The sequence below is a fragment of the Vibrio caribbeanicus ATCC BAA-2122 genome, assembly GCF_000165125.1.
Classification (GTDB): domain Bacteria; phylum Pseudomonadota; class Gammaproteobacteria; order Enterobacterales; family Vibrionaceae; genus Vibrio; species Vibrio caribbeanicus.
This window is the reverse complement of record NZ_AEIU01000122.1, coordinates 1-23,155: the sequence shown is the minus strand read 5'-3', so window position 1 is coordinate 23,155 and position 23,155 is coordinate 1. Positions and strand designations below refer to the sequence as shown.

Sequence of the window (23,155 nt, the reverse complement as noted above, 5' to 3'; positions counted from 1 at the left end):
TCATTATTAATTGAGGGGTACTACGGTTGGGCATCAAATGGTGATGCTGGTGAATTGGAAGGGTAAACTAAATTAAGGCGAGCAAAAAACCACCAACTGTTGCCGCTGTGGAAAGGAATTGCCCTGCGGAATAAGACGTATCTTCCACTTTTTCCTCATCATCAGGATGAGTCATTCCTAAAGCTCCATGAGCAAAAGACTCCACTTTATCTCCGACAGTCTTATTTTCTTGTTCAGCTATTTTACTTTCCTTGTCGATTTCTTTTAGAGCAGCGAGCAGAGCTTTACCCTCCTCAGAGAGGGTGACTTTATTTTGTTCAACTTTAAGTGGTGCTGAGTGTTCTACTTTATTGTTTTGAGAGTCTTGAACCTTTGCTTGTTGAGGTGGGGGCGTGGCGCCCATTGTCCCCATTCCTACCGGCTTCATAATGTTCTCCTTGCACTATGCTTACTGTAGATATCGGCAGCATCAATAGAAACTTGTGTATTAATCCGACATTTTGTTCAAATTTTATCAAGCATAAACCGTGCCTTTATATTTCATTGACCTGAAAATATTTTTCTCAGTGATAATGCTTACCCTGCGTACTCAATAACAATTCCATATCCAAGCAACCTTAAGATGGTTTGATTAAGGTGAGGCAACTTGTTTTTCAAGAGCGTGTTACAGCACTGATTGCATAATCGAGTGACACAGAAATAATCGATTTTCCTACAGCGTTAACAAGAAGAATTGAAAGTTTAATTGGCTGAACATTCTAGTTGGTGATTTCTTTTTTTGATGGAATGATAGGCAGCCATTCTGTTCTCCATTTTTACATAGCGTACCGGTGGAGCAAGTACAGCAAGTTGGTAGTCTGTGCCGCTTTTTGGGCTCAGTTCATTAATAGATTGCGGTGTAATGACAACGACGTTTAAGGTCGGATTTCGTTTGAGGATCGAAGATTTTATACCAAGGCCTTGTTGAACATGAAAGGAACCAGCGATATGCATGACCTTTGATTTTGGATTTTTCTTGAGATAATTGACGATACTTTCTGCCATTGTTTCATCCCAGCTAATCTGAGCGGCATATTGGCGCTCGGTTTGCTCTTCATCTCCGTGATGCATGGACTCCATAAAGACGTTTTTATAAGGACTGCTATCCGTACTGATGGACTTGGCAACAAAACTACGTTGAGTTGGTGTCAATGTGTTTAGATAATCGATCCCTAATTGACCGATGCAACGGACAATTTTTTTTGGCGCGTTAGCAGCAATGATGTCCGACTGATGTTGTTTAGCGAGTTCGACAAGAGGCCGATAGTCGCTGGGATAGTTGGGCCAAGCATCGGTTTGTGTTATCAGTGTCTGCTCACCGATTTCGCCTTTTAAATAGGAGTCTACCACACTCTGGTAGTCTCTCGAAAATTGCTCCATGGAGAGAGCGATAGTCATATTTTGCCTGAGTAAACGTTGTAATAGTTCGGTTTGGAACCTATGGATGCCAGAATGTGTGTGCCATTCACCAACAAGTATCACATCTGCCTTTTGAACGTTCTGTGCAAGCTCATCAGTTGTTATTGGTTCGGAATTGGGAGAATAAATCTGGTATTGATAAAAGTTATTTAGATTAGCTACTTGTCTTGCTTGATTTCCAGAACAAGCACTTAGCAGTAAGATTATCGAGGGTAAGAGAGTTAGCCTAAACATGGTGGCCTCTATGAAAACAATTCCCAAGTATAGTAGAGAAGACGACGTTCGACTTCAATGGAAATGACAATTATTTCCATTTGTGGCTAAGCGCGTGCTTCCAGAGCTACGATTAAGAGACCATTTTTTTCGATTATTGTTTACGGTAAACTCGAATAATAAAATGCGCTTCGCACTCATAGTGCTCCACGTTTTTTAATTTATCCCATAATTCTTGAGTCGCTTTCCAAGCAAAAGGAGTCATTTGAAGCAAATGATAACTGTCTGGGCCTGTTAAGGGCATCATGTAATTGAGGCTTTCTTCACGCTCGAGTGTAAAGCCAGGTAATTCCTCTTCTGTCTCGTTGTGAAGTTTGACTTCTCTATAAATTTCTTGTCTTAGTTGAATTAAATGTCTACTTCCTGGAGTAACGGTGACAACAAGGCCTTGGTCATTTAACACCCGAGCCATCTCATTTGGACTGCATGGAGCATATATTCGTACGATTGCGTCTAGACTTTTATCGGTGAATGGCAGTCTGTGACTCGAGGCGACGGAGAAAGAACAGTTATTGTAGCGTTTGGCTGCATAACGTATGGCGACTTTAGAGATGTCTAAACCGTAGACGTGATGTACCGGATTTTGTATCGAATCAGCGATTGCAGATGTGTAGTAACCTTCACCACAGCCAATATCGAGTAAACGATAATGGCTATCGACAAGTAATTCGTTACATAAACTTGAAACCTTTTTCTGCATTGCTTGATAGTGATTTTGCTCTAAGAATAAACGTCTCGCCTGCATCATCTCTTTATTGTCTCCAGGCTCTCTGGAACGCTTATGTTGCACGGGCATTAAGTTAATATAACCCTCTTTTGCAATATCAAAGCAATGATTGTTGGAACAACGAAACATTCGTTGTTCGAGATTAAGTGCTTGGAAACACAGTGGACAAGAATATGACATAGAAGCTAACTAGACAAAAATAGAAGCCAGATATTATCAGAGAAGCGCTGTTTGGGACAGTGCTTCTGAGTATGGACTATGAAGAGGCAATCTTTGTACTTAACTCGTAACTCTCTCCGGGAGCCAAGGTTTTTCCTTGTTCCAATGAGCTTGCATATAGGCAGGACTCAATACAAACGAATTGGGTAAATTGAGCGGAGTTTATATCTGGTGTCGATTCGGCACCTATTAACCATGGGTTCCAAACAACCGCTGAATTGTGATTATTGTTTGTTATTGAAATCACTCTTTCTCGGTCGTGATCTTCAATGGTGACCGTGGGGGCTGGTTGGAGGTAGACGCGATCGATGGCTTGATCGATAGACAGTATTTCTTTTCCAACACGCTTTTCACCATTCGCAAGGCTATCAAGGTATGTTGAACCTAAGCCATATACTTTGAAATTTTGTATATCCCCTACATTGAGATAGCTATGAAGAGCCGCCGAAAACTGAAAGGGCTTATAATCCACGTTTTTGACAAACAGTCGGACTTTTATATCTTGTTCAATTTCGAAGGTTAATTTTGCTTCGAAATGATATGGCCAGATGGACAATGTCGAATCAGTGGCTGCCAGCACAAGCTCAATAGTAAGCTTTGACTCATCTTCTTGGATACCTGCGACTTCCCAAGTTTCAGTTCTTGCGAAGCCGTGGGCAGGTGACGCAATTCTGCCAAACCAAGGAAAACAAACAGGAATGCCACCTCTTATGGGGGTGCTACCGTCTAGTATTGCGTCGCTGCTAAGCCAGAGGAGCTCATTTTTTTCTTTTGGTTGAAAGGAAAGCAATTGCCCGCCATGTAGAGAAATCACGGCTCTGGCTAATGGGTGTTGTATACGTATCGTTCTGAGTCCAGACACTTCTATGAGGTCGACACTACTAGAAATATTTTCTATGGAAGGAAGATGATAAATTTGCATGACGATACCTTGCTAATTTTCTGGTAATAAAAAGGCGGCATATCGCCGCCTTTTTAAACTAGAACAGATAATAATTATATTATTTAGATACGTGAGAAATCAGGTCAAGTACTTTGTTTGAGTAGCCGATCTCATTGTCGTACCAAGATACTACTTTGACGAAGTTGTCAGTTAATGCAATACCTGCTTTGGCATCAAAGACAGAAGTTAGTATCTCACCGATAAAATCTTGAGACACAACTTGGTCTTCAGTGTAGCCAAGAATACCAGCAAGTTCGCCCTCTGATGCTTCCTTCATTGCCGCACAGATTGCTTCGTAAGAAGCACCTTGTTTTAAATTCACAGTGAGGTCAACGACAGAAACGTTGGCTGTTGGTACACGGAAAGCCATACCAGTCAGTTTTCCGTTTAGCTCAGGAAGTACAACGCCCACTGCTTTAGCTGCACCTGTAGAAGATGGAATGATGTTCTGAGATGCACCACGTCCGCCGCGCCAATCTTTTGCAGATGGACCATCAACAGTTTTTTGAGTTGCTGTCGTTGCATGAACAGTAGTCATAAGCCCAGATTCGATGCCGAATTTGTCGTTTAAGACTTTCGCAATAGGTGCTAAACAGTTCGTTGTACATGACGCGTTTGATACGATGTCTTGACCAGTATATGTGTCGTGGTTTACACCCATAACGAACATCGGCGTTGCATCTTTTGAAGGACCAGTAAGTACGACTTTTTTGGCACCAGCGGTGATGTGCTTACGAGCTGTCTCATCAGTAAGGAACAGGCCTGTCGCTTCAGCAACTACGTCAACGCCAATCTCATCCCATTTTAATTCTTCTGGATTACGCTCAGCAGTGACGCGGATGGTTTTTCCATTGACGATTAGGTTTCCACCTTCCACTTCTACAGAACCTTGAAAACGTCCGTGCGTCGAATCGTATTTGAGCATGTAAGCCATGTATTCAACATCGATAAGGTCATTTATGCCCACAACCTCTATGTCTGTACGCTCTTGAGCAGCACGGAATACAAATCGACCGATACGGCCAAAACCGTTAATACCTACTTTTATAGTCATTATAGTTGCTCCACAACTTAATTTTCGATTAAAGATAACTGGTAGTAAAATTACATAATTAAGTCAAAATCTGCAACAAAAAATCCATTTTTAATTGTTTCATGTCTAAAAAACCGTGGTTTTTTTTCAAAATTGTATTTTTATGGTCGGATCTTGAGCGAAAATAACGGTTTTGTTTAACTGATCTGCATGATGTAAAATGTCCACAACCCCGTATGAATGTATTCAAAGTATGGTTTACGCCGACAAGCTCTAGCAAGCTTGGAAGCCAAATTATTTCTAAGACTCCATTAGAGGACAGCTTGAATCATGAGTGATTTTGAAAAAAATTTAACTAAGTCTGATGAGCACTGGCGCGAAGTATTGACTGAAGAACAATTTCGTGTGTGCCGAGAGCAAGGAACAGAGGCACCGTTCAGTGGTAGATTGCTGCATAACAAAGATGATGGTACATACCGTTGTGTTTGCTGCAATATGGCCTTATTTAGCTCTGAAAATAAATATGATTCAGGGTGTGGCTGGCCAAGTTTTGATGCGCCCATTAATCGCTCAGCCATCCGATACTTAGAGGACATCAGCCATGGCATGGTTCGTACTGAAATTCGATGCGCTGCTTGTGATAGTCACCTAGGCCATGTTTTTGAAGACGGTCCTCAAACCACGGGCGAGCGCTATTGTGTTAATTCAGTGTCTATGGTTTTTAAACAATAGGGAAGGAGTCCCTGAGGGTTTTTTAGAAACCTAGCAAACGGATGTTATGTTACCAACAGTGAGCTATCTGCCCTAAGTGCAGTCCAATTGAAATACAGATTAAGGTTTCTCGCTTGGTAACATACTTTCTTTGAAGCGACCTTTCATTACTGCACTTTCAATCTCGTCTGCATAATCATCAAGTTCGTCATAAAGCGATTCTTGAAATCCATACAGCCTCTGGATCTCTTTATCTGAGGCGATGGGTATATCCGCCATTTCGGCAGCCATTGTCCAAATGTACGCTTCTTTTTTTAAGCCCAGTTTATATGTGACGCTAGCGAGAGAGGTGTAAACTTCAGGGTCTAGGTTCGATTTGCTGCTGAGCTCTAATGTGCGTATCAGTAGTTGGCGTGTCTTTTCTGGATCCCTATTTGTGTAGTAGGTAGCAAGGGCGTGCTGCATTTCTGCCGTTTCCAATGCTGACGTTCCTTCGAGTAATAAAAAGCGTTTTCCGGCTTTTTCATCGCCGATCTGGCTCCATAAAAAATAGAGTGCTTGTGGAGATTCTGATTTTTCCAAAGATTTTACGATGAGTTTGAGGTCTTCCGCAGTGTTGTTTAGGGCTTCAAAGCGCAGGCGCTTTAACTTATCGTCACTTTTTACTCGGATTTGGGAAGCAAGGTCGAGGCAATTGCGATATTTTGCTAGCGCCTCGTATTCTTCTATTTTATTTTTTATACTGGGCTTTTTTATACCCTCATAACGATGCCAGACTAGATCCGTTCGTGGGACACGGCACTGTCCGTCTCCCATATTAAGACGTTGGCATTGCAGTGATGGGTTATTGGAGCAAACTTCCTCCGTACTCCTATTTAATTCAAAGCATCCGACCAGCGCGTGGCTTACAAAAATAGCCATTGTTATCTTAGTTAATTTCATAGAGCCCTTGCTTGTGATAGGTTACAATTACTAAACTCATCGACCTTGACTCATCAGCCCGACCAGTTAAGGTACGTCCTCCACAATAATTCAAAAGGAAAAACTATGGACGCAGAGCAGTTGATCGATGCAATAACACCAGAAGCTTATGAGCGTCTGCTCTTTGCCGTTGAGACAGGTAAATGGCCTGAGGGAACGGAACTAACGCCAGAGCAAAGAGACTCATGCATGCAAGCTGTGATGTTGTATCAATCTAAATATAATGCAGAAGCTCAACATATGACAGTTGCAAAGGGTGGCGAAATTAGTTTTATGTCAAAAGCGGAACTAAAGAAACAGTTTCAGTCTCATGAACAAGATATTGTTAGGGTTAATATTAACAAAGGCGATGACTAAACAATCAGGCAGCGAGTGGGAGTAACGCTGCCTTGTCAATTCACTTCCCACAACATTTTTTGTATTTTTTACCACTATTGCACGTACAAGGCTCGTTGCGACCTACTTTTTTATGTTCATGAAATACACCATCAATGTAGTACCAAAATTGATTTTCCCGAATAAACCGTGACTTTTCTTCTAAGCATAGTGTGCTGCCCTGATCTAGAAAGTAGGCTTTGAAGGTGACATAACCTTCGTTTTCATCCACTCCAGACTCTGATTTCAATACTTCCAAATGACTCCATTCGGATTTTACAGATTCCTCAATTTGTTTACGCTGCGTATTGGCGCAGCAGCTAGGGTGGTAGGTATCGATGACGAAGTCGACCAAGCCTAACACGTGAGCAGTGTAGCGTGAGCGCATAAGTTGTTCTGGGGTTTCTGCTGCACCATGATCAATATGGATAGGCTCACAGCAGTGTCGGTATTCTTTGGTGCTTCCGCATGGGCAGGTATTCATAGAGACTCCAGGCCATTGTATCGCATGTTATAAACTCGAAAACTTAGAAGGGGCGGTTTTGAAGTTCAAAACCATTATTGTCATAAACTAAAACAGAGCCTTGGGTGTACCAATCGCCGAGCACAACTCTTGTATGAGAATGATTTTGGGTAGCAAATTTATGTATGTTTGGACGGTGAGTGTGACCGTGAATCATAAGTTTAACATCATAGTATTGCATCACTCTTTCAACTTCACTCTGCGTTACATCCATTATTTCAAGCGGTTTTGTGCTTTTTTCGGTGTGAATATCAGCTTGGACTTTGCTAATGATTTTCTTCTTAATACATAGAGGGATACGATTGAAAAGCCATTGTAACCATGGTTTATGAACCGTGGCACGAAACTTAAGGTAGCGTACATCTTCTGTGCAGAGAGTATCACCATGCAATACCAAGATTCTATTGCCATAGATCTCAATAACGGACTCATCGGGAAGTAGTGTGATTCCCGTCTGTTCGCAAAATCGTTCACCGATGAGAAAGTCTCTGTTTCCTTTGGTGAAAAAACAAGGGACGCCTGATGATGTTAGTGCTTTGAATTCAGATTTTATGCTTTGTGCGAAGTGAGAGTCATCGTCGTCACCGATCCAAAAGTCAAACAAATCTCCAAGGACGTAAAGCGCATCTGCTTGGCGAGCTTCTGTTTGCATAAAGTGAGAGAAGCACCGGGTGATTTCAGGTGCTGAAGGTGATAAATGCAGATCCGATATAAATAATGTTGTCATATTATAAAATTAAACGAGAGCGTGTTTAAAAACACGCTCTCGACATAATTATTCTTCGATTGTTGTACCAGTAATGAGGACGTCTTCTAAAGGTACGTCTTGGTGCATGCCTGATGAGCCAGTGCTAACACCCTTGATTTTGTTTACGATGTCCATGCCGTCGATGACTTCGCCGAACACACAGTAACCCCATCCATCCATGCTCTCGCTACGAAAATCAAGGAACGTATTGTCATTCACGTTGATAAAAAATTGAGAGCTTGCCGAATGTGGTTCCATCGTACGAGCCATCGCTAAAGTGCCCACTTTATTGCTAAGACCATTATTGGCTTCATTCTTGATCGGTTCACGAGTTGCTTTTTCACGTAAGCCAGACTCCATACCGCCACCTTGGATCATAAAACCATCAATTACGCGATGAAATAGTGTATTGTCATAAAAACCATCACGACAATATTGCAAAAAGTTAGCGCTTGTTTCAGGAGCTTTTTCTTCATTTAGTTGAATTTTGATATCACCAAAATTTGTATGAAGAGTAATCATGATTTTATCCTTTCGATGTGTTTTGTATTGAGCACAGATTCTAACTGAACTTTTAAGACATTAATACGGCAAAAGTGCGGAATGAATAGCAACTAATAGTCTTAATGATTCCTTTTTGTACGTTGCAGGGATTACCTAACCGTCTTTGAGTTGGTATACTTGCCGACTAACCTTATTTACCTAACGATTAGAAAGAGATCATGTTAAAGATATATAACACACTCACACGACAAAAAGAGGAATTCAAACCAATCAATGCCGGTAAAATCGGTATGTATGTCTGTGGGGTAACCATCTATGATCTCTGTCATATTGGTCACGGGCGTACTTTTGTTTCGTTTGATGTTGTTTCCCGTTACTTACGTTATCTGGGCTATGATTTGACTTTCGTAAGAAACATCACAGATATCGATGATAAAATCATCACCCGAGCAAACGAAAACAATGAATCTTGTGAGGCCCTTACAGAGAGGCTTATAGGTGAAATGCACCGCGACTTTGACGCACTCAATATGAAACGTCCGGACATTGAACCGAAAGCAACAGAATATATTCAAGAAATCATCCAATTGGTAGAGAAGCTTATCGAACGAGGCTTTGCTTATGTTGCTGACAATGGCGATGTAATGTTTGAGGTCAAAAAGTTCGATGAGTACGGCAAGCTCTCCAAGCAAGATTTAGATCAGTTACAAGCAGGTGCTCGTGTTGATGTTGAATCTGCTAAACGTAGCCCACTCGATTTTGTGTTATGGAAAATGTCTAAACCTGGCGAGCCTACATGGGAGTCACCATGGGGGCCTGGTCGCCCCGGGTGGCATATCGAGTGTTCGGCAATGAACTCGTCTATCCTTGGAAACCATTTCGATATTCATGGTGGCGGCTCAGATCTTCAGTTCCCTCATCACGAGAATGAAATTGCTCAATCTTGCTGTGCTCACGATACCCAATATGTTAATACTTGGATGCACAGTGGCATGGTGATGGTTGATAGAGAAAAAATGTCTAAATCTCTTGGTAACTTCTTCACTATTCGCGATGTTTTACAGCACTACGATTCAGAGACTGTTCGTTATTTTCTGATGTCAGGTCACTACCGTAGTCAGCTTAACTATAGTGAGGAGAACCTCAATCAAGCGCGTGCAGGTCTTGAACGTCTTTACACCAGCTTGCGTGGTCTTGATTTAACTGTGCCAGCTGCGGACGGTGAAGAATATGTTTCCCGTTTTACTGAAGCTATGAATGATGATTTCAATACGCCTGAAGCCTATTCAGTTCTTTTTGACATGGCCAGAGAGATCAACCGAGTCAAAGCAACAGACAATGAACATGCAAGTGCATTAGGTTCTTTGCTCCGTGAACTGGCAGATGTAATCGGTATTTTGCACCAGGATCCTGAAGCTTTTTTACAAGGAAGCGATGATAAAGACCAAGTTGCGGAAATAGAGGCACTGATAAAATTACGTAACGATAGTAGAGCAGCTAAAGACTGGGCAACAGCTGACGTCGCACGTGATAAGCTGACTGCTATGGGTATCGTTTTGGAAGATGGACCATCAGGTACCACTTGGCGCCGTAAATAAAGTAATTTATTGGGTATATCAGCTCTTTTTTATTGGTTTAAATTTACAGGTAAGTTTCTGTGGCACAAATGTATTTTTATTACTCTGCAATGAATGCGGGTAAATCGACGACACTTTTGCAATCGTCTTTTAACTATCAAGAACGTGGAATGACACCAGTTATTTTCACTGCCGCACTTGATGATCGTTACGGTGTTGGAAAAGTGAGCTCACGTATTGGTTTACAATCCGATGCTCAACTTTTCAATGCTGAGACTGATCTCTATCGAGAGATAAGCAATCTCAATGGGGTAGAGACTAGGCACTGTGTATTAGTGGATGAAAGCCAGTTTCTCAGCAGACAGCAAGTCTATCAACTGACAGAGGTTGTTGATAAGCTCCGTATTCCGGTTCTATGTTATGGACTGAGAACAGACTTCTTAGGTGAACTATTTGAAGGTAGTAAGTACCTACTGTCATGGGCAGACAAATTAGTCGAGCTAAAAACAATTTGTCATTGTGGTAGAAAAGCCAATATGGTGATCCGAACTGATGAGAATGGCGTCGCAATTGCAGAAGGCGATCAGGTCTCAATTGGAGGTAACGATAAATATGTTTCAGTTTGTCGTCAACACTATAAAGAGGCATTGGGCAGGTGATATATAACTTATAACCAGTCACAACTAAACAAAAAACGGAGCTATTAGCTCCGTTTTTTGTAGCAATTCGATAATCTGAAATTAACGAGCACGGAAGACGATACGTCCTTTTGATAAATCGTACGGTGTCATCTCTACAGTTACTTTGTCACCAGTAAGAATACGAATGTAGTTTTTACGCATCTTACCTGAGATGTGAGCAGTAACTACGTGACCGTTTTCTAGCTCAACTCGGAACATAGTGTTTGGAAGAGTATCAAGGACTGTACCTTGCATCTCAATAACGTCTTCTTTAGCCATTTAATCCTCTTTTAAAAATGGGCACATTTTACCAGCCCAAAATGCCGATAAAAATGAATTCAGTAAAGATGGGGCGTATTCTACCCTTGCCAACGCTGATTTACTAGCCTTTGATGAGGCTGAAATCTTACTTTATAGTTCATGGCAGGGCATTCATCGATTTGATAACCAAGGTAAAGCCATTGTTTTCCTTGATTTTGGCAGTGTTGGACTTGAAACAATACTGCTAAAGTTCCGAGTGACAATGTGTAATCAGGATCAAAAAACGTGTAGAAAGCACTGGCGCTATTGGACAATATATCGGTTACTGCGACCGCAATGAGTTGCTTTTGATCATAAATATGAAGATATTGAGTGTTGAGCCAGCTACATTGAGAGAAATGGGCGAACTCAGTTTTTTGAGGTGGGAACATAGAACCGTTTTTGTGGCGCTGGTTGATGTACCTTGAGTAAAGATCGAACCAGTTGTCATCAAGTGCATCTTTTAACTGCCAAGTGTATTTCGAAGACTTTTTCAATAATCTTTTTTGATTTTTTGAAATAACGAAATCGGGAACTGCAATACGCAGGGCTTGGCAAGCTTGGCAGTGATCACAATGAGGTTTGTATATGGTGTCTCCACTACGCCGAAAGCCATTAGCGAGAAGTACCTCATAACTTGAACCACAGTGCATAGCTGGGTCAAGTGCGACCGCAACCCTTTCTTGACGGTCATCAAGGTAACTACAAGGGTGACAATTTGTTAAACCAATACGGATTTGTTGTAAATCAGAACTCATTCTTCACCACGCAATTAGGGTGTTAACCACTGTTTTTTGAAACAGTTCTCAGACAAGTTTTCATCTTTAAATGATAGCAGTTTCTGCATAAAAATCTCACGCTCCAGTTCAAGGGCACCGAGTGAGAGAAGGTGATCATTCATGACTTGGCAGTCAATAATTTGGCCCATGTGTGAGTTGAAATGTTTACAGAAATACCAAAGTGCTACTTTCGATGCATTGGTTTTGAGACTGAACATGGACTCACCGCAGAAAATGCTGCCTATAGAAACACCATACAGGCCACCTATTAGTGTATTGTCATCCCAAACTTCAACTGAGTGGCATAACCCTTCTTTGGCAAGTGATTTATAAGCAGACCTCATGTCATCATTCAGCCAAGTTTCTTCAACACAGCGAGTTGAGGCACAATAATCAATGACTTCATCGGTGTTGAGGTTTATGCTCACTCGATACTGAGCTTTTTTTTGAAACTTTCTGAGACTTTTAGATGGTTTGAATGTCTTAGGATCGAATACTGCTCTTGGGGTTGGGGTCCACCAAAGAATCGGTTCACCTGGCCCATACCAAGGGAATATTCCGTTTTGGTAGGCGAATAAGAGTCTCTCAACGCTCAAGTCACCGCCATAAGCGAGAAGCCCATTCGGCTCAGCTAACGCTTCTGAGTTCGAGGGAAACCAAATCTCATTGCTGTCAAGTTCAGCGAGGTATAGTGTCATATTTTAATAAGGAGAAAAAATGAGAAAGCTAATATTGATGGTATTTCTTTTTCCTTTGATTGCCAATGCAAGTTATCAAAGAAACGTCGCTCGTCCAGTGAATGAGGTCAAATTTGGGCAAGTGGAGACGATTAGATATATTTCTCAAGAAGAAATGGTTGAAGCACAAGGAGTCGGGTGGAAAACGCTTCTTGGGGCTGTAGTTGGAGGAATTGTTGGGCATCAATTTGGTGGTGGGCATGGAAAACAAGTGGCGACAGTTGTTGGTGCGGCCGCGGGTGGAGCCATTACCCACCAAAGCGTTAACAAAACTCAGCGACTAAATCATCAACTGGTGGAGCTATTAATCAGGACCAAGAAAGATGAGTTAATTGATGTGATTCAAGATGTTGATAAGAAAATGATCTTTACAAAAAATGACAGGGTAAGAATTTTGTATTTTGACGATGGTGTTCGCGTCGATAAAGAATTTTAATTCGGTGTTTCACTAAACATATTTTTATGCGTTTTTTACTACGTTGCTGATTTTTATACCTAGGTTACTCTTTTAAGCCTAATTTACTGTCGCTACTTAGGCATATAATTGAGTCTAGAGTGTTATTTGGGTCTAGTTTTGAGAAAGATTTTTCGTTAGTCTGCCAGTACGAAGAATTTTTCATCTCCCACTCAGATATAGGGGAGAGCAAGGAATATAAACGTAATGGAAAGCCTCACCTTACACCCAATTAGTAAAGTCAATGGGGTAGTAAATCTACCGGGATCAAAAAGTGTCTCAAACCGAGCATTACTTCTTGCCGCAATGGCCAGAGGAAAAACTCGTCTAACAAATCTTCTCGACAGCGATGATATTCGGCATATGCTCAATGCATTGTCTTCACTAGGAGTAAATTACACTCTTTCGGAAGACAAAACGGTTTGTGATGTTGAAGGTTTAGGTCGGCCATTCGATGCTCCTGAGGAGCTTGAAATCTTTCTGGGCAATGCGGGTACTGCAATGCGCCCACTTGCTGCTGCTTTGTGTTTGGGCACAGGTGAATATGTGTTGACCGGTGAACCGAGGATGAAGGAGCGTCCTATAGGCCACCTAGTGAGTTCATTGCGCCAAGCAGGTGCAAAAGTGACTTACTTGGAGGAAGAGGGATACCCTCCTTTGAAAATTATCGGCACAGGTTTAAGTGGAGGCACGGTTGAAATTGATGGTTCTATTTCCAGTCAATTCCTTACCGCTTTTCTTATGGCAGCGCCTATGGCCGGTGACGATGTGACAATAAAGATTATTGGTGAGTTAGTTTCGAAACCTTATATAGATATTACATTGCATATTATGGCGCAATTTGGTGTAAAGGTTGAGAACAACAATTACGCTGAATTTGTTATAAGGAAAGGCCAAAATTACCAGTCTCCAGGCGAGTTTTTAGTTGAAGGTGACGCTTCCTCCGCTTCCTATTTTCTGGCTGCCGCTGCGATAAAAGGCGGAGAAATAAAAGTAACAGGGATCGGTAGAAATAGTATTCAAGGTGACATTCAGTTTGCTGAAGCTTTAGCAAAAATGGGTGCAGATATAGAATGGGGCGACGATTTCGTCATTTCTAGAGTCGGTAAGCTAAAAGCAGTAGACCTTGACTTCAATCATATACCGGACGCCGCTATGACGATTGCAACAACAGCATTGTTTGCTGATGGCACGACAGCGATTCGAAATGTATATAATTGGCGAGTCAAAGAAACTGACCGCTTACATGCGATGGCAACGGAGCTACGTAAAGTGGGGGCAGAGGTTGAGGAAGGGCATGACTATATTGTGATCACGCCTCCAGAGTCATTGAAGCACGCAGCGATTGATACTTATGATGATCATCGTATGGCTATGTGTTTTTCCTTGGTCGCATTGAGCAACACCCCAGTTACGATTAACGATCCCAAATGCACTTCTAAAACATTCCCGGACTATTTTGACAAGCTTGAAAGTTTGAGTTCTTAACAAGACAAGACTATTATTCGAATTTATTGTTCGAATATGGGTAAAAGGGTTGGCTTTGAATGCTAGCCCTTTGCTTTTTTCCGAGGAATATTTGTGTAAAAGAGCCGAGTGTATTTAAATTTTTGGGATTGAGTTTACTAAGTGTCGGTAGGTTTTGTGACTGGTGGCAAAAAAAGCTGTGTTAAGTTGGCACTAATAAACTTATGGTGTTTAGTATGTTGCGCAATCTAATGGATTCTTCTGGTATAAGCGTTTTGTAAATTTACCACGTAAATAGTTTTTACCATCGACGATTTGTCGAGCAGTCGAGTCAGATATGAGAAAAAGAGATTGATCTTCTTTCAATCTCGCTCAATAGTAAAAAAAGAAGCAAATTATTAAGGTACTATGTGCGTCTATTTCGCACTCAGTCGAGGACAATTGAGTCAATTATGGGTAAGTCACTAGTTATTGTGGAGTCGCCAGCAAAAGCGAAAACCATCAATAAGTATTTAGGTAAAGACTTTGTTGTGAAGTCTAGTGTGGGTCATGTTCGTGATTTGCCAACTGCCGGACAGAGTTCTGGCCAAAAAGCAGCAGCAGTATCAACTAAAGGTCTGAGTGCGGAAGAAAAAGCTCTAATAAAAAAAGAAAAAGACCGCAAATCATTAATTAAAAAGATGGGCATCGACCCATACCATGGTTGGGAGGCTAATTATCAAGTGCTTCCCGGCAAAGAGAAGGTTGTTGCTGAGCTACAAAAGCTAGCCAAAGATGCTGATCAAGTCTATCTCGCGACCGATTTGGACCGCGAAGGAGAGGCCATTGCGTGGCATTTACGTGAAATTATCGGTGGTGACGAGGAACGTTACAAGCGTGTTGTATTCAATGAAATAACCAAAAATGCGATACAACAGGCTTTTGAAAAACCGGGCGAGTTAAGCATGGATGGTGTTAATGCTCAACAGGCACGCCGCTTTATGGACAGAGTAGTGGGCTTTATGGTGTCTCCACTGCTTTGGAAAAAAGTCGCTAGAGGTTTATCTGCGGGACGTGTTCAGTCTGTCGCAGTAAAATTATTGGTTGAACGTGAGCGTGAAATCAAGGCTTTTATTCCCGAAGAGTTCTGGGATGTCCACGCCAATACAAAGACAGAAAATAACACTGATTTTCGTCTGCAAGTTGCTCAAAAAGAAGGGGTGGCGTTCAAACCTTCTAATGAGTCTGAAACCCTTGCTGCGGTTGCAGTGCTTGAAAAAGCAAAATACGAGGTATGTAAACGTGAGGATCGTCCTACCTCTAGTAAACCCTCGGCTCCCTTTATTACGTCTACGCTTCAACAGGCAGCAAGTACAAGATTAGGTTATGGTGTTAAAAAAACCATGATGTTGGCTCAGCGTCTCTATGAGGCGGGTTATATTACCTACATGCGGACTGATTCGACAAATTTGAGCAGTGAGGCTGTTGAAACGGTAAGAAGCTTCATTGGCAAAGAATACGGTGATGATTATTTGCCTTCAAAAGCCAACGTCTACGGCAGTAAGGCTGGAGCTCAGGAAGCTCACGAGGCGATAAGGCCTTCTGATGTTGCGGTGAAATCGGACGATCTTAACGGGATGGAGGCCGATGCGCACAAACTTTATAATCTAATCTGGAATCAGTTTGTTGCGTGTCAAATGACACCTGCGAAGTACGATTCTACTACTGTGAGTGTCAAGGCGGCAGAATACACTCTCAAAGCCAAAGGGCGCATTCTTAAGTTTGATGGTTGGACTCGTGTTCAGCGACCTCTAGGAAAAAATGAGGACCAAATCCTACCAGCGGTTAAAGTTGGGGATAGTGTTGACCTTGTTAATCTTGAGCCAAAGCAAAATTTCACCAAGCCCCCAGCACGATTTACTGAAGCAGCGCTTGTTAAAGAGCTAGAAAAACGAGGAATTGGTCGTCCATCAACTTACGCTTCTATTATTTCTACAATCCAAGATAGAGGTTATGTCAAAGTTGAACAGCGTCGTTTTTATGCGGAAAAAATGGGAGAAATTGTTACTGACCGTTTAGATGGAAGCTTTGACGATTTGATGAACTACGAGTTTACTTCTCGAATGGAAGAGAAACTCGATCAGATAGCGGAAGGTGATGCTAACTGGAAGACGGTACTTGATGACTTTTTTAATGATTTTACGACGGATCTAGAGGCTGCAGAGCAAGACGAAGAACAAGGCGGTATGAAGCCCAATCATATCGTGCAAACTGACATAGAATGCCCAACTTGCTCTCGTCCTATGGGAATAAGAACCGCTTCTACTGGCGTGTTCTTGGGTTGCTCGGGATATGCACTTCCACCTAAAGAACGTTGTAAGACAACCATCAACCTTGGTGACGAGGAAGGCATCGTTAACGTACTAGAGGAAGACGTTGAGACGGCCGCACTCAGAGCGAAAAAACGCTGCCCTATTTGTGAAACTGCTATGGATGCTTATCTTGTTGATGACAAGAGAAAGATGCACGTTTGTGGTAATAACCCCAATTGTGACGGCTATGTGGTTGAGCACGGCGAGTTTAAGGTGAAAGGGTATGATGGCCCAGTTGTCGAGTGTGACAAGTGTGGTAGCGACATGGTGCTTAAAAATGGACGCTTTGGTAAATACATGGATTGTACGAGCGAAAGTTGTAAAAACACTCGTAAGATCCTAAAAAATGGCGAAGTTGCACCTCCGAAGGAAGACCCTGTTCATTTTCCTGAACTACCATGTGAGAACTCAGAAGCTTATTTTGTGCTCCGTGATGGGGCCTCTGGTTTGTTTCTAGCTGCGAGCACTTTCCCTAAATCGCGTGAAACTCGAGCTCCGCTTGTAGAAGAGTTGAAGAGATTTAAAGATAGAATTTCACCTAAATTTCACTATCTAACCGAAGCACCTGAAAATGACCCTGATGGTCTTCCTATGGTTGTGAGATTCAGCCGCAAGACCAAAGAAAACTATGTGCGCTCAGAAGTGGATGGTAAGCCATCTGGCTACACGGCGCTGTATGTTGATGGTAAGTGGGAAGTGACAGATAAACGCAAGAAGCCAAAAGCAAAATAAACAAACAAAAAGCAGCCATGGGCTGCTTTTTTGCTATTAAACGCTATTTTTTTCACATTCTCAGTGATTCAAGACTTTTGGGGAGGCCAATCATTTAAAATGACACTAAAGTTATGATAATCTCCGTGACAGTTCACTGTATAAGTAAGAGCCTATGTCTGACGCTTTGCTATTCCACAAAACATTTTTACATCCTTCCAGTAATCAGTGGGTCGTATTTGTGCACGGCGCTGGTGGAAGCTCATCAATCTGGTTTAAGCAGGTGAAAGAATACAAACGGCATTTTAATCTCTTATTGATAGATTTACGTGGACATGGAAAGTCTAATCAGCTTTTCAGGGATCTGATAGCGAATCGCTATACATTTAAAGCGGTTACTTTGGATATCCTCAAAGTGTTGGATCATTTAAAAATTCGCTCTGCACACTTTGTTGGTATGTCTCTAGGTACTATTATCGTGAGAAATATCGCTGAGCTAGCTTTACCAAGAGTCCAATCTATGGTTTTGGGTGGCGCAGTGACACGGCTGGATATACGCTCTCAAGTGTTAGTCAAGCTGGGCAACCTATGTAAGCATATTGTTCCTTATATGTGGTTATATCGATTATTTGCTTACATTGTGATGCCACAGAGTGCACAGAAAGAGTCAAGAAGCTTGTTTATTCGAGAGGCTAAGAAGCTGTGTCAAAAAGAATTTAAGCGTTGGTTCATTCTAACAGCTGACGTTAATCCCATGATGAAGTATTTTAAAGAGAGGGAATTGGCAATTCCAACTTTGTATTTGATGGGAGAGAGAGACTACATGTTCATTCAACCCGTCAAGGAAATGGTTGCCGCTCATAGTTTAAGTCAATTGCATCAAATTGAGGACTGTGGTCATGTGTGCAATGTTGAAAAACCTGAGGAATTTAATTCTCTATCGATAACATTCATTAAACAACACTGTATCTCTAAGTAACCTCAAGATGCGAGGTTCAGCGCGGATGGCTTGCTTTACAGGTAGACATGAATTTGAAAATCTAGACACCTATTCAGCGTTTGTACCGCAGTTCCAGCATATATCGAACTCAGCGCCATTATCTTCGCCACAACGCTTACAGCGCCAATCAGCGCGATGAGATGGCTCCCTATACTGCATGATTATCTGATTGGCTTTTTCATAAAGGCCATCATCAAATAACCAGATATAAGGCTCTGTTGATTCACCTAAGGGTAGTTCACCCTGTAGACCGAATAAATCCGCACCATGAACCTCACAGGCGATATCATGTGATTTTAGTAACTCACAAATAATATGGGCGTCTGTTGGATTCAGTGCACTGTATATTTTCATTCGGTGTCGTTGTTTGCTGCTGATGGTGAAACTTTAAATTTATTCATTATCCACTTTACGATGATAGGGAAAATGCCTAAAAGGGCAAATGAGAGTAAGACGGCGGGTGAGACTATCCCGGCTAAGCTATCAATTTGAGCCAATTGCGTTCCTGCATTTAGGTACACGGCTGTACCGGGTAACATGCCTAATTGGCTAACAAGATAAAAACGTATTGTCGATATGGGAGTAAGCCCCATCAGTAAGTTAATTAGGAAAAATGGAAAGACAGGAATGAGGCGTAGGGAAAACAAATAAAATGGGCCATCTTTCTCAACACCCTGATTAACAGCAGTAAGTTTATTACCAAACTTTTTCTGAACCCAATCACGAAGTAAATATCGACTACTCAAAAAGGCAAGTGTGGCGCCTATGGTACTAGCAAACGATACCAAGGCAAGACTGATCCAGAACCCGAATAGAGCTGCACCTAACAAGGTAACAACGGCTGCGCCAGGTATTGAGAGAGCAGTGATGGCTACATAGCTCACAAAATATAATGCGATGGCCATGAAGAAATTGCTTTCGATAAATGATGAAAGCTCTGCTTGTTTCAGTTTCGCATTGTCCAAAGTAAGGTGTTGGCCAAAATTCAGGCCAACGACTAAGACAACAATAATTAAAGCAATACCTAGTAACAGCTTCTTGTTCATTAACAACCCTCTCTCTGTCTGAGCACATGTAACTTAATTATGATAGACAGAGCAAATGGCGAGAAAATTTCAAAGAAACAAAAAAAGCCAGTAAAACTGACTTTTAAAGCACTATATTAACTGAGTTGCTGTAGAAGCTCTTGTCTTCGATTTTGAGGGACAACTGACCAGTGGGTGCCATTAATAGCCCCCTCTAGTGCCCAAAGTAACTCAATATTCACATCAGATGAATGTGTCAACTGAATCGCTTTGAATGCATCTACCGCGCCAGTCTTCTCAAGGTTTTCTACTGACTCTATTCCTGCTTTCTTAAGCATTCTTTCGGTCGCAAGCCTTAGGTTTGGTAAGTCTTTTAGACGATTTGGTTTTGTCGTCGACTGAGTATGCTTATCCAGATTGGCAGATTTAAGAGCAATTTTCGCAATATCTAGAGTTTGAGTGGGACATGAGTACCAATCATCTGATAGAGCGAAGTATTTAGTGACCACTGGAAAGCCACGTTTTTTATAAACGTATGGTTCTAGCCCTTGACCTACAAATTGCTTGGTGAGTTCTGCATCGGCACGAACGTGAAGTTTATCGTTCACTACGAGCGCAAACATCGTGTTATCGGCAAAAATACCAAAACCACCAAACATCGAACGAGACTTAATATAGCCAAGCTGCTCAAACAAACGCATTGAGTCTTTTAATATTGGTTTATCCATGCTTTTTATTCTCGGTGTATATGTATACGCCACCAATTCAGGTCCGAGAGATTAGCAAAATTATGCATATACAATGTCAATGTGCTGTCATGCATATGCAAGTACAGCAAATGATATGTGCAAATTTGCCATCGGCAACCCCGCTACCAGACATTATCATGTTTAAGGCCGGAGGCTTTGCGTCCCACTCTTTCGAAATGGTTTGCCCTGTTCGTGGCACGATTCGAACATTCTGAGAATAAATAAATTTTGAGCGTAACATCACGCCCAAATCAAATAAGTGTGATCTTGATGCAGGAAAAAGCCCAAATTCATACGCTCAGTCAATACAAAACCGTTCGACTGAGCAAAAATATTCAAGCTTAATTTTTGAAATTACAAACAGTATTTCGTTCTACAATTTCCGGATGCATTTCAAAAACCCGCTTTTCATGTTCCTTATCTTTGATACGTTCTAATAATATTTCAAACGCATTCTTACCTACACGACGCTTGGGTTGATGAATAGTAGTAAGTGGAGGAGAAAAGTACTCAGCTAGTTCAATATTGTCATAACCGATGACTGAGATGTCTTCAGGAATCCGTATGCCTTTCTGTTGGAGTCGACTCATAAGGCCGAGAGCCATCGTGTCGTTAAAGCAGAATATTGCCGAGGGTTTTTTATCCATAGCACAGATTTTATCGGCAGCTAGAACGGCAGTATCACATTCAAAATTACCTTCTAGAATCCAATTTTCTCGCACATCCAAGTTTGCTTCATTCATTGCCCGCTTAAATCCACGAATTCGCTCCTGACAGGCTGCTTTTTCGAAATGACCACTTAAACAAGCAATATCTTTATGTCCCTTTTCAATCAGATACTTGGTGGCAAGATATCCACCTTCTTCCGAGTTGTCGATAATTTTGTCTGCTTGTGAGCTTTCTGGTCCCCAATCCATGATAACCTTTGGGATATCTTTTTGACGATCGAGCATTTCACTCAGCTCAGAGGTTAAATCTGAACACATGACTAAAATACCGTCCACACGCTTCTCTGCAAGCATTCGGATATAGTCACGTTGTTTTTCGTATATACCCCCAGTGTTACACAGGATAAGTGTATAACCTTGGCGGTAACAATAGCTTTCAACCCCATCAATGACTTCAGAAAAGAAAAGATTTGTTGATTGTGTGACGAGCATGCCGATAGTACGGGTACTGTTACACTTCAAGCTCCTAGCCACTGCACTTGGTGCGTAGTTTAGTTCATTTACTGCTTCAAGCACTTTCTCTTGGGTTGCTTCAGCAACAAAGCGCGTTTTATTGATGACATGGGAGACAGTAGTGGTTGACACGCCAGCAAGGCGAGCAACATCTTTAATGGTTGCCATAAAGTGATATCCTGTTGATAATGCGACTTTTTCTCTAATTCAAAGCGAGAGGAAAGAAGAACTATCAGAAAAACAAAAACCGCCATCATTAGCGGTTTATATTCAAGTTAAACAATACTATTATTTTCAATGCCGATTTTAGACCGCAAAATCAGATTGAGCAAACAAAAATCATTTTTGCTCTCAGTATTTGATAGCGAGCTCTTATTTTACACAGTTACAATTATCTAGTGGTGCTCGATAGTTACTGCTTATGGCCAGTGGGTTAGGCTCCGTTTTATTTTCCTTAAACTCAACACTGTGGCATCGCTCTAAACCCTGTATTTTGAAGTCACTTGGTTATATGAGTTCTACCTTTTGAAGTAACGTGGGTATATTCTCCATTGGGATTAGAATAAAAAAAAGGACGACAGCCTATTAATTATCTGTATGCTATTTAGTGTGTTTTAACTAATAAATAATTAAAGAAGACATATTTTTTTGTTGACGATTTTTGCTAATTGCATTTATCTTTGGGTTATGGCTGTTGAACTTTTAGGCAGTTGTATTTAAAGATAAAATTGTCAGTTTACATTTGGTTGGCATAGTGTTTGTTTAAATGTATGCCGAATATGGCTTAGACAATAACAAATATATTGGCAAAATTGATCTTAAATAAAATAATTAATACTAGAATTGTGGTTTTTTATGAATAGAATAACTACCAAATTAAATACCAATGCAGAATAAGTGAACCAGATGAGTTATCATGTACTAGTTGTAGAAGACGATGCGGTTACTCGGAGCAAGTTGGCGGGTTATTTTCAAAACGAAGGATATTGTGTCAGTGAGGCTGAGAGCGGAGCTGAAATGCGCGATATACTTGGTTGTAATGAGATTGACTTGGTTATGCTGGATATCAACTTACCAGGTGAAGATGGCTTAATGCTCACTCGTGAGCTCAGGAGTCAATCTGATATAGGCATTATTCTGGTAACAGGCAGAACAGACAGTATCGATAGAATTGTTGGACTCGAAATGGGCGCAGATGACTACGTTACTAAGCCATTCGAATTGCGAGAGCTTCTTGTCCGAGTCAAGAATTTGTTATGGCGAATGTCAGCGGCAAAAGGAGATTTTTACTCTGAGGTATCCGGAAAACAAAATGAAAACTTAGTGCGTTTTGGGGACTGGGTTTTTGATATTCAGAGAAGAGCGCTTAGCAATGACGGTGACCCTGTGAAACTAACAAAAGCCGAATATGAGCTTCTGGTTGCGTTATCCTCGCACCCCAATCAGGTTTTAAGCCGGGAACGGATCTTAAACATGATTAGCCATCGTGTTGATGCTCCCAATGACCGGACTATTGATGTTCTTATTCGCCGTATGAGAGCAAAAATGGAGTTCGACCCAAAGAATCCACAAATATTTGTCACCGTGCATGGGGAAGGCTATATGTTTGCGGGAGACTAACGAATATAAAAAAGCCGCACGAGTAGTGT

Annotated in this window: 25 protein-coding genes and 1 riboswitch; of the genes, 9 read left to right on the top strand and 16 right to left on the bottom strand. The window is 41.5% G+C overall.

The window, feature by feature from the left end; genetic code table 11:
- Positions 1-67 precede the first annotated feature (67 nt).
- The 5 genes from RH40_RS19700 to gap form a co-directional block, all read right to left on the bottom strand.
- Complete coding sequence (locus tag RH40_RS19700; RefSeq protein WP_009603487.1) at positions 68-427, bottom strand: hypothetical protein; 360 nt, start codon at positions 425-427, stop codon at positions 68-70.
- Between the two features lie 314 nt (positions 428-741).
- Entirely contained in the window at positions 742-1,692 is a 951-nt protein-coding gene (locus RH40_RS19695; protein WP_009603486.1) for a ChaN family lipoprotein, read from the bottom strand.
- Positions 1,693-1,825: 133 nt separating this feature from the next.
- Positions 1,826-2,638 (bottom strand): 23S rRNA (guanine(745)-N(1))-methyltransferase, encoded by an 813-nt coding sequence (gene rlmA, locus RH40_RS19690; RefSeq protein WP_009603485.1) that lies wholly within the window; start codon positions 2,636-2,638, stop codon positions 1,826-1,828.
- 76 nt (positions 2,639-2,714) lie between these two features.
- Positions 2,715-3,599: a D-hexose-6-phosphate mutarotase gene (locus tag RH40_RS19685; protein WP_009603484.1), complete on the bottom strand. Its 885-nt coding sequence runs from the start codon at positions 3,597-3,599 to the stop codon at positions 2,715-2,717.
- A gap of 79 nt (positions 3,600-3,678) precedes the next feature.
- Positions 3,679-4,674 (bottom strand): type I glyceraldehyde-3-phosphate dehydrogenase, encoded by a 996-nt coding sequence (gene gap / locus RH40_RS19680; RefSeq protein WP_009603483.1) that lies wholly within the window; start codon positions 4,672-4,674, stop codon positions 3,679-3,681.
- A 309-nt stretch (positions 4,675-4,983) separates the two neighbouring features.
- Here gap and msrB point away from each other — a divergent pair, with 309 nt between their 5' ends.
- Positions 4,984-5,385, top strand: a complete 402-nt coding sequence (gene msrB / locus RH40_RS19675) for a peptide-methionine (R)-S-oxide reductase MsrB (protein ID WP_009603482.1) — start codon at positions 4,984-4,986, stop codon at positions 5,383-5,385.
- 99 nt (positions 5,386-5,484) lie between these two features.
- On the opposite strand, the gene RH40_RS19670 is transcribed toward msrB, so the two are convergent.
- A complete protein-coding gene (locus tag RH40_RS19670) occupies positions 5,485-6,306 on the bottom strand; it encodes a DUF2989 domain-containing protein (protein WP_009603481.1) in 822 nt (273 codons plus the stop codon).
- A 105-nt stretch (positions 6,307-6,411) separates the two neighbouring features.
- On the opposite strand from RH40_RS19670, the gene RH40_RS19665 reads away from it, so the two are divergent.
- Entirely contained in the window at positions 6,412-6,702 is a 291-nt protein-coding gene (locus RH40_RS19665) for a YeaC family protein (RefSeq protein WP_009603480.1), read from the top strand.
- 40 nt (positions 6,703-6,742) lie between these two features.
- Here the strand turns inward: RH40_RS19665 and RH40_RS19660 are convergent, their stop codons facing one another.
- Genes RH40_RS19660 through RH40_RS19650 form a run of 3 tightly spaced genes read right to left on the bottom strand, consistent with a single transcriptional unit; the run spans position 6,743 to position 8,513 of the window.
- Positions 6,743-7,204 (bottom strand): YchJ family protein, encoded by a 462-nt coding sequence (locus tag RH40_RS19660; RefSeq protein WP_009603479.1) that lies wholly within the window; start codon positions 7,202-7,204, stop codon positions 6,743-6,745.
- 43 nt (positions 7,205-7,247) lie between these two features.
- Positions 7,248-7,970, bottom strand: coding sequence for a UDP-2,3-diacylglucosamine diphosphatase (gene lpxH / locus RH40_RS19655; RefSeq protein WP_039955073.1), 723 nt, complete (start codon positions 7,968-7,970; stop codon positions 7,248-7,250).
- Between the two features lie 48 nt (positions 7,971-8,018).
- On the bottom strand, positions 8,019-8,513 hold the full coding sequence (locus tag RH40_RS19650) for a peptidylprolyl isomerase (protein ID WP_009603477.1): 495 nt from the start codon (positions 8,511-8,513) through the stop codon (positions 8,019-8,021).
- 200 nt (positions 8,514-8,713) lie between these two features.
- On the opposite strand from RH40_RS19650, the gene cysS reads away from it, so the two are divergent.
- Positions 8,714-10,093, top strand: coding sequence for a cysteine--tRNA ligase (gene cysS, locus RH40_RS19645; protein ID WP_009603476.1), 1,380 nt, complete (start codon positions 8,714-8,716; stop codon positions 10,091-10,093).
- A 59-nt stretch (positions 10,094-10,152) separates the two neighbouring features.
- Positions 10,153-10,731: a thymidine kinase gene (locus RH40_RS19640; protein WP_009603475.1), complete on the top strand. Its 579-nt coding sequence runs from the start codon at positions 10,153-10,155 to the stop codon at positions 10,729-10,731.
- Positions 10,732-10,812: 81 nt separating this feature from the next.
- On the opposite strand, the gene infA is transcribed toward RH40_RS19640, so the two are convergent.
- The 3 genes from infA to aat form a co-directional block, all read right to left on the bottom strand.
- Positions 10,813-11,031 (bottom strand): translation initiation factor IF-1, encoded by a 219-nt coding sequence (infA, locus tag RH40_RS19635; RefSeq protein ID WP_001040192.1) that lies wholly within the window; start codon positions 11,029-11,031, stop codon positions 10,813-10,815.
- Between the two features lie 80 nt (positions 11,032-11,111).
- Positions 11,112-11,810: an arginyltransferase gene (locus RH40_RS19630; RefSeq protein ID WP_009603469.1), complete on the bottom strand. Its 699-nt coding sequence runs from the start codon at positions 11,808-11,810 to the stop codon at positions 11,112-11,114.
- A 14-nt stretch (positions 11,811-11,824) separates the two neighbouring features.
- A complete protein-coding gene (gene aat / locus RH40_RS19625; RefSeq protein WP_009603468.1) occupies positions 11,825-12,529 on the bottom strand; it encodes a leucyl/phenylalanyl-tRNA--protein transferase in 705 nt (234 codons plus the stop codon).
- Positions 12,530-12,548: 19 nt separating this feature from the next.
- Between aat and RH40_RS19620 the strand changes: the two genes are divergently transcribed.
- From RH40_RS19620 to RH40_RS19605, 4 genes are all read left to right on the top strand, one after another.
- Positions 12,549-13,004: an outer membrane lipoprotein gene (locus tag RH40_RS19620; RefSeq protein ID WP_009603467.1), complete on the top strand. Its 456-nt coding sequence runs from the start codon at positions 12,549-12,551 to the stop codon at positions 13,002-13,004.
- A gap of 225 nt (positions 13,005-13,229) precedes the next feature.
- The gene (aroA, locus tag RH40_RS19615; RefSeq protein WP_009603465.1) at positions 13,230-14,510 is read left to right on the top strand and encodes a 3-phosphoshikimate 1-carboxyvinyltransferase; all 1,281 of its coding nucleotides are present in this window, start codon (positions 13,230-13,232) and stop codon (positions 14,508-14,510) included.
- 431 nt (positions 14,511-14,941) lie between these two features.
- A complete protein-coding gene (gene topA / locus RH40_RS19610; protein ID WP_009603463.1) occupies positions 14,942-17,572 on the top strand; it encodes a type I DNA topoisomerase in 2,631 nt (876 codons plus the stop codon).
- 154 nt (positions 17,573-17,726) lie between these two features.
- Positions 17,727-18,530, top strand: a complete 804-nt coding sequence (locus tag RH40_RS19605) for an alpha/beta fold hydrolase (protein WP_009603462.1) — start codon at positions 17,727-17,729, stop codon at positions 18,528-18,530.
- A gap of 69 nt (positions 18,531-18,599) precedes the next feature.
- Here the strand turns inward: RH40_RS19605 and RH40_RS19600 are convergent, their stop codons facing one another.
- The 4 genes from RH40_RS19600 to purR all read right to left on the bottom strand — a co-directional run bounded on the left by RH40_RS19600 (position 18,600) and on the right by purR (position 21,674).
- The gene (locus RH40_RS19600; protein ID WP_009603461.1) at positions 18,600-18,905 is read right to left on the bottom strand and encodes a putative signal transducing protein; all 306 of its coding nucleotides are present in this window, start codon (positions 18,903-18,905) and stop codon (positions 18,600-18,602) included.
- Positions 18,902-19,597, bottom strand: a complete 696-nt coding sequence (locus RH40_RS19595) for a TVP38/TMEM64 family protein (RefSeq protein ID WP_009603460.1) — start codon at positions 19,595-19,597, stop codon at positions 18,902-18,904. Before RH40_RS19595 ends, RH40_RS19600 begins: the two co-directional genes overlap by 4 nt.
- 116 nt (positions 19,598-19,713) lie before the next feature.
- Positions 19,714-20,304, bottom strand: a complete 591-nt coding sequence (locus RH40_RS19590; protein WP_009603459.1) for a TfoX/Sxy family DNA transformation protein — start codon at positions 20,302-20,304, stop codon at positions 19,714-19,716.
- 130 nt (positions 20,305-20,434) lie between these two features.
- Positions 20,435-20,521: riboswitch (cyclic di-GMP riboswitch) on the bottom strand.
- Between the two features lie 145 nt (positions 20,522-20,666).
- Positions 20,667-21,674: an HTH-type transcriptional repressor PurR gene (purR, locus tag RH40_RS19585; protein ID WP_009603458.1), complete on the bottom strand. Its 1,008-nt coding sequence runs from the start codon at positions 21,672-21,674 to the stop codon at positions 20,667-20,669.
- Between the two features lie 738 nt (positions 21,675-22,412).
- Between purR and torR the strand changes: the two genes are divergently transcribed.
- Positions 22,413-23,126 (top strand): two-component system response regulator TorR, encoded by a 714-nt coding sequence (torR, locus tag RH40_RS19580; RefSeq protein WP_009603457.1) that lies wholly within the window; start codon positions 22,413-22,415, stop codon positions 23,124-23,126.
- Positions 23,127-23,155 lie beyond the last annotated feature (29 nt).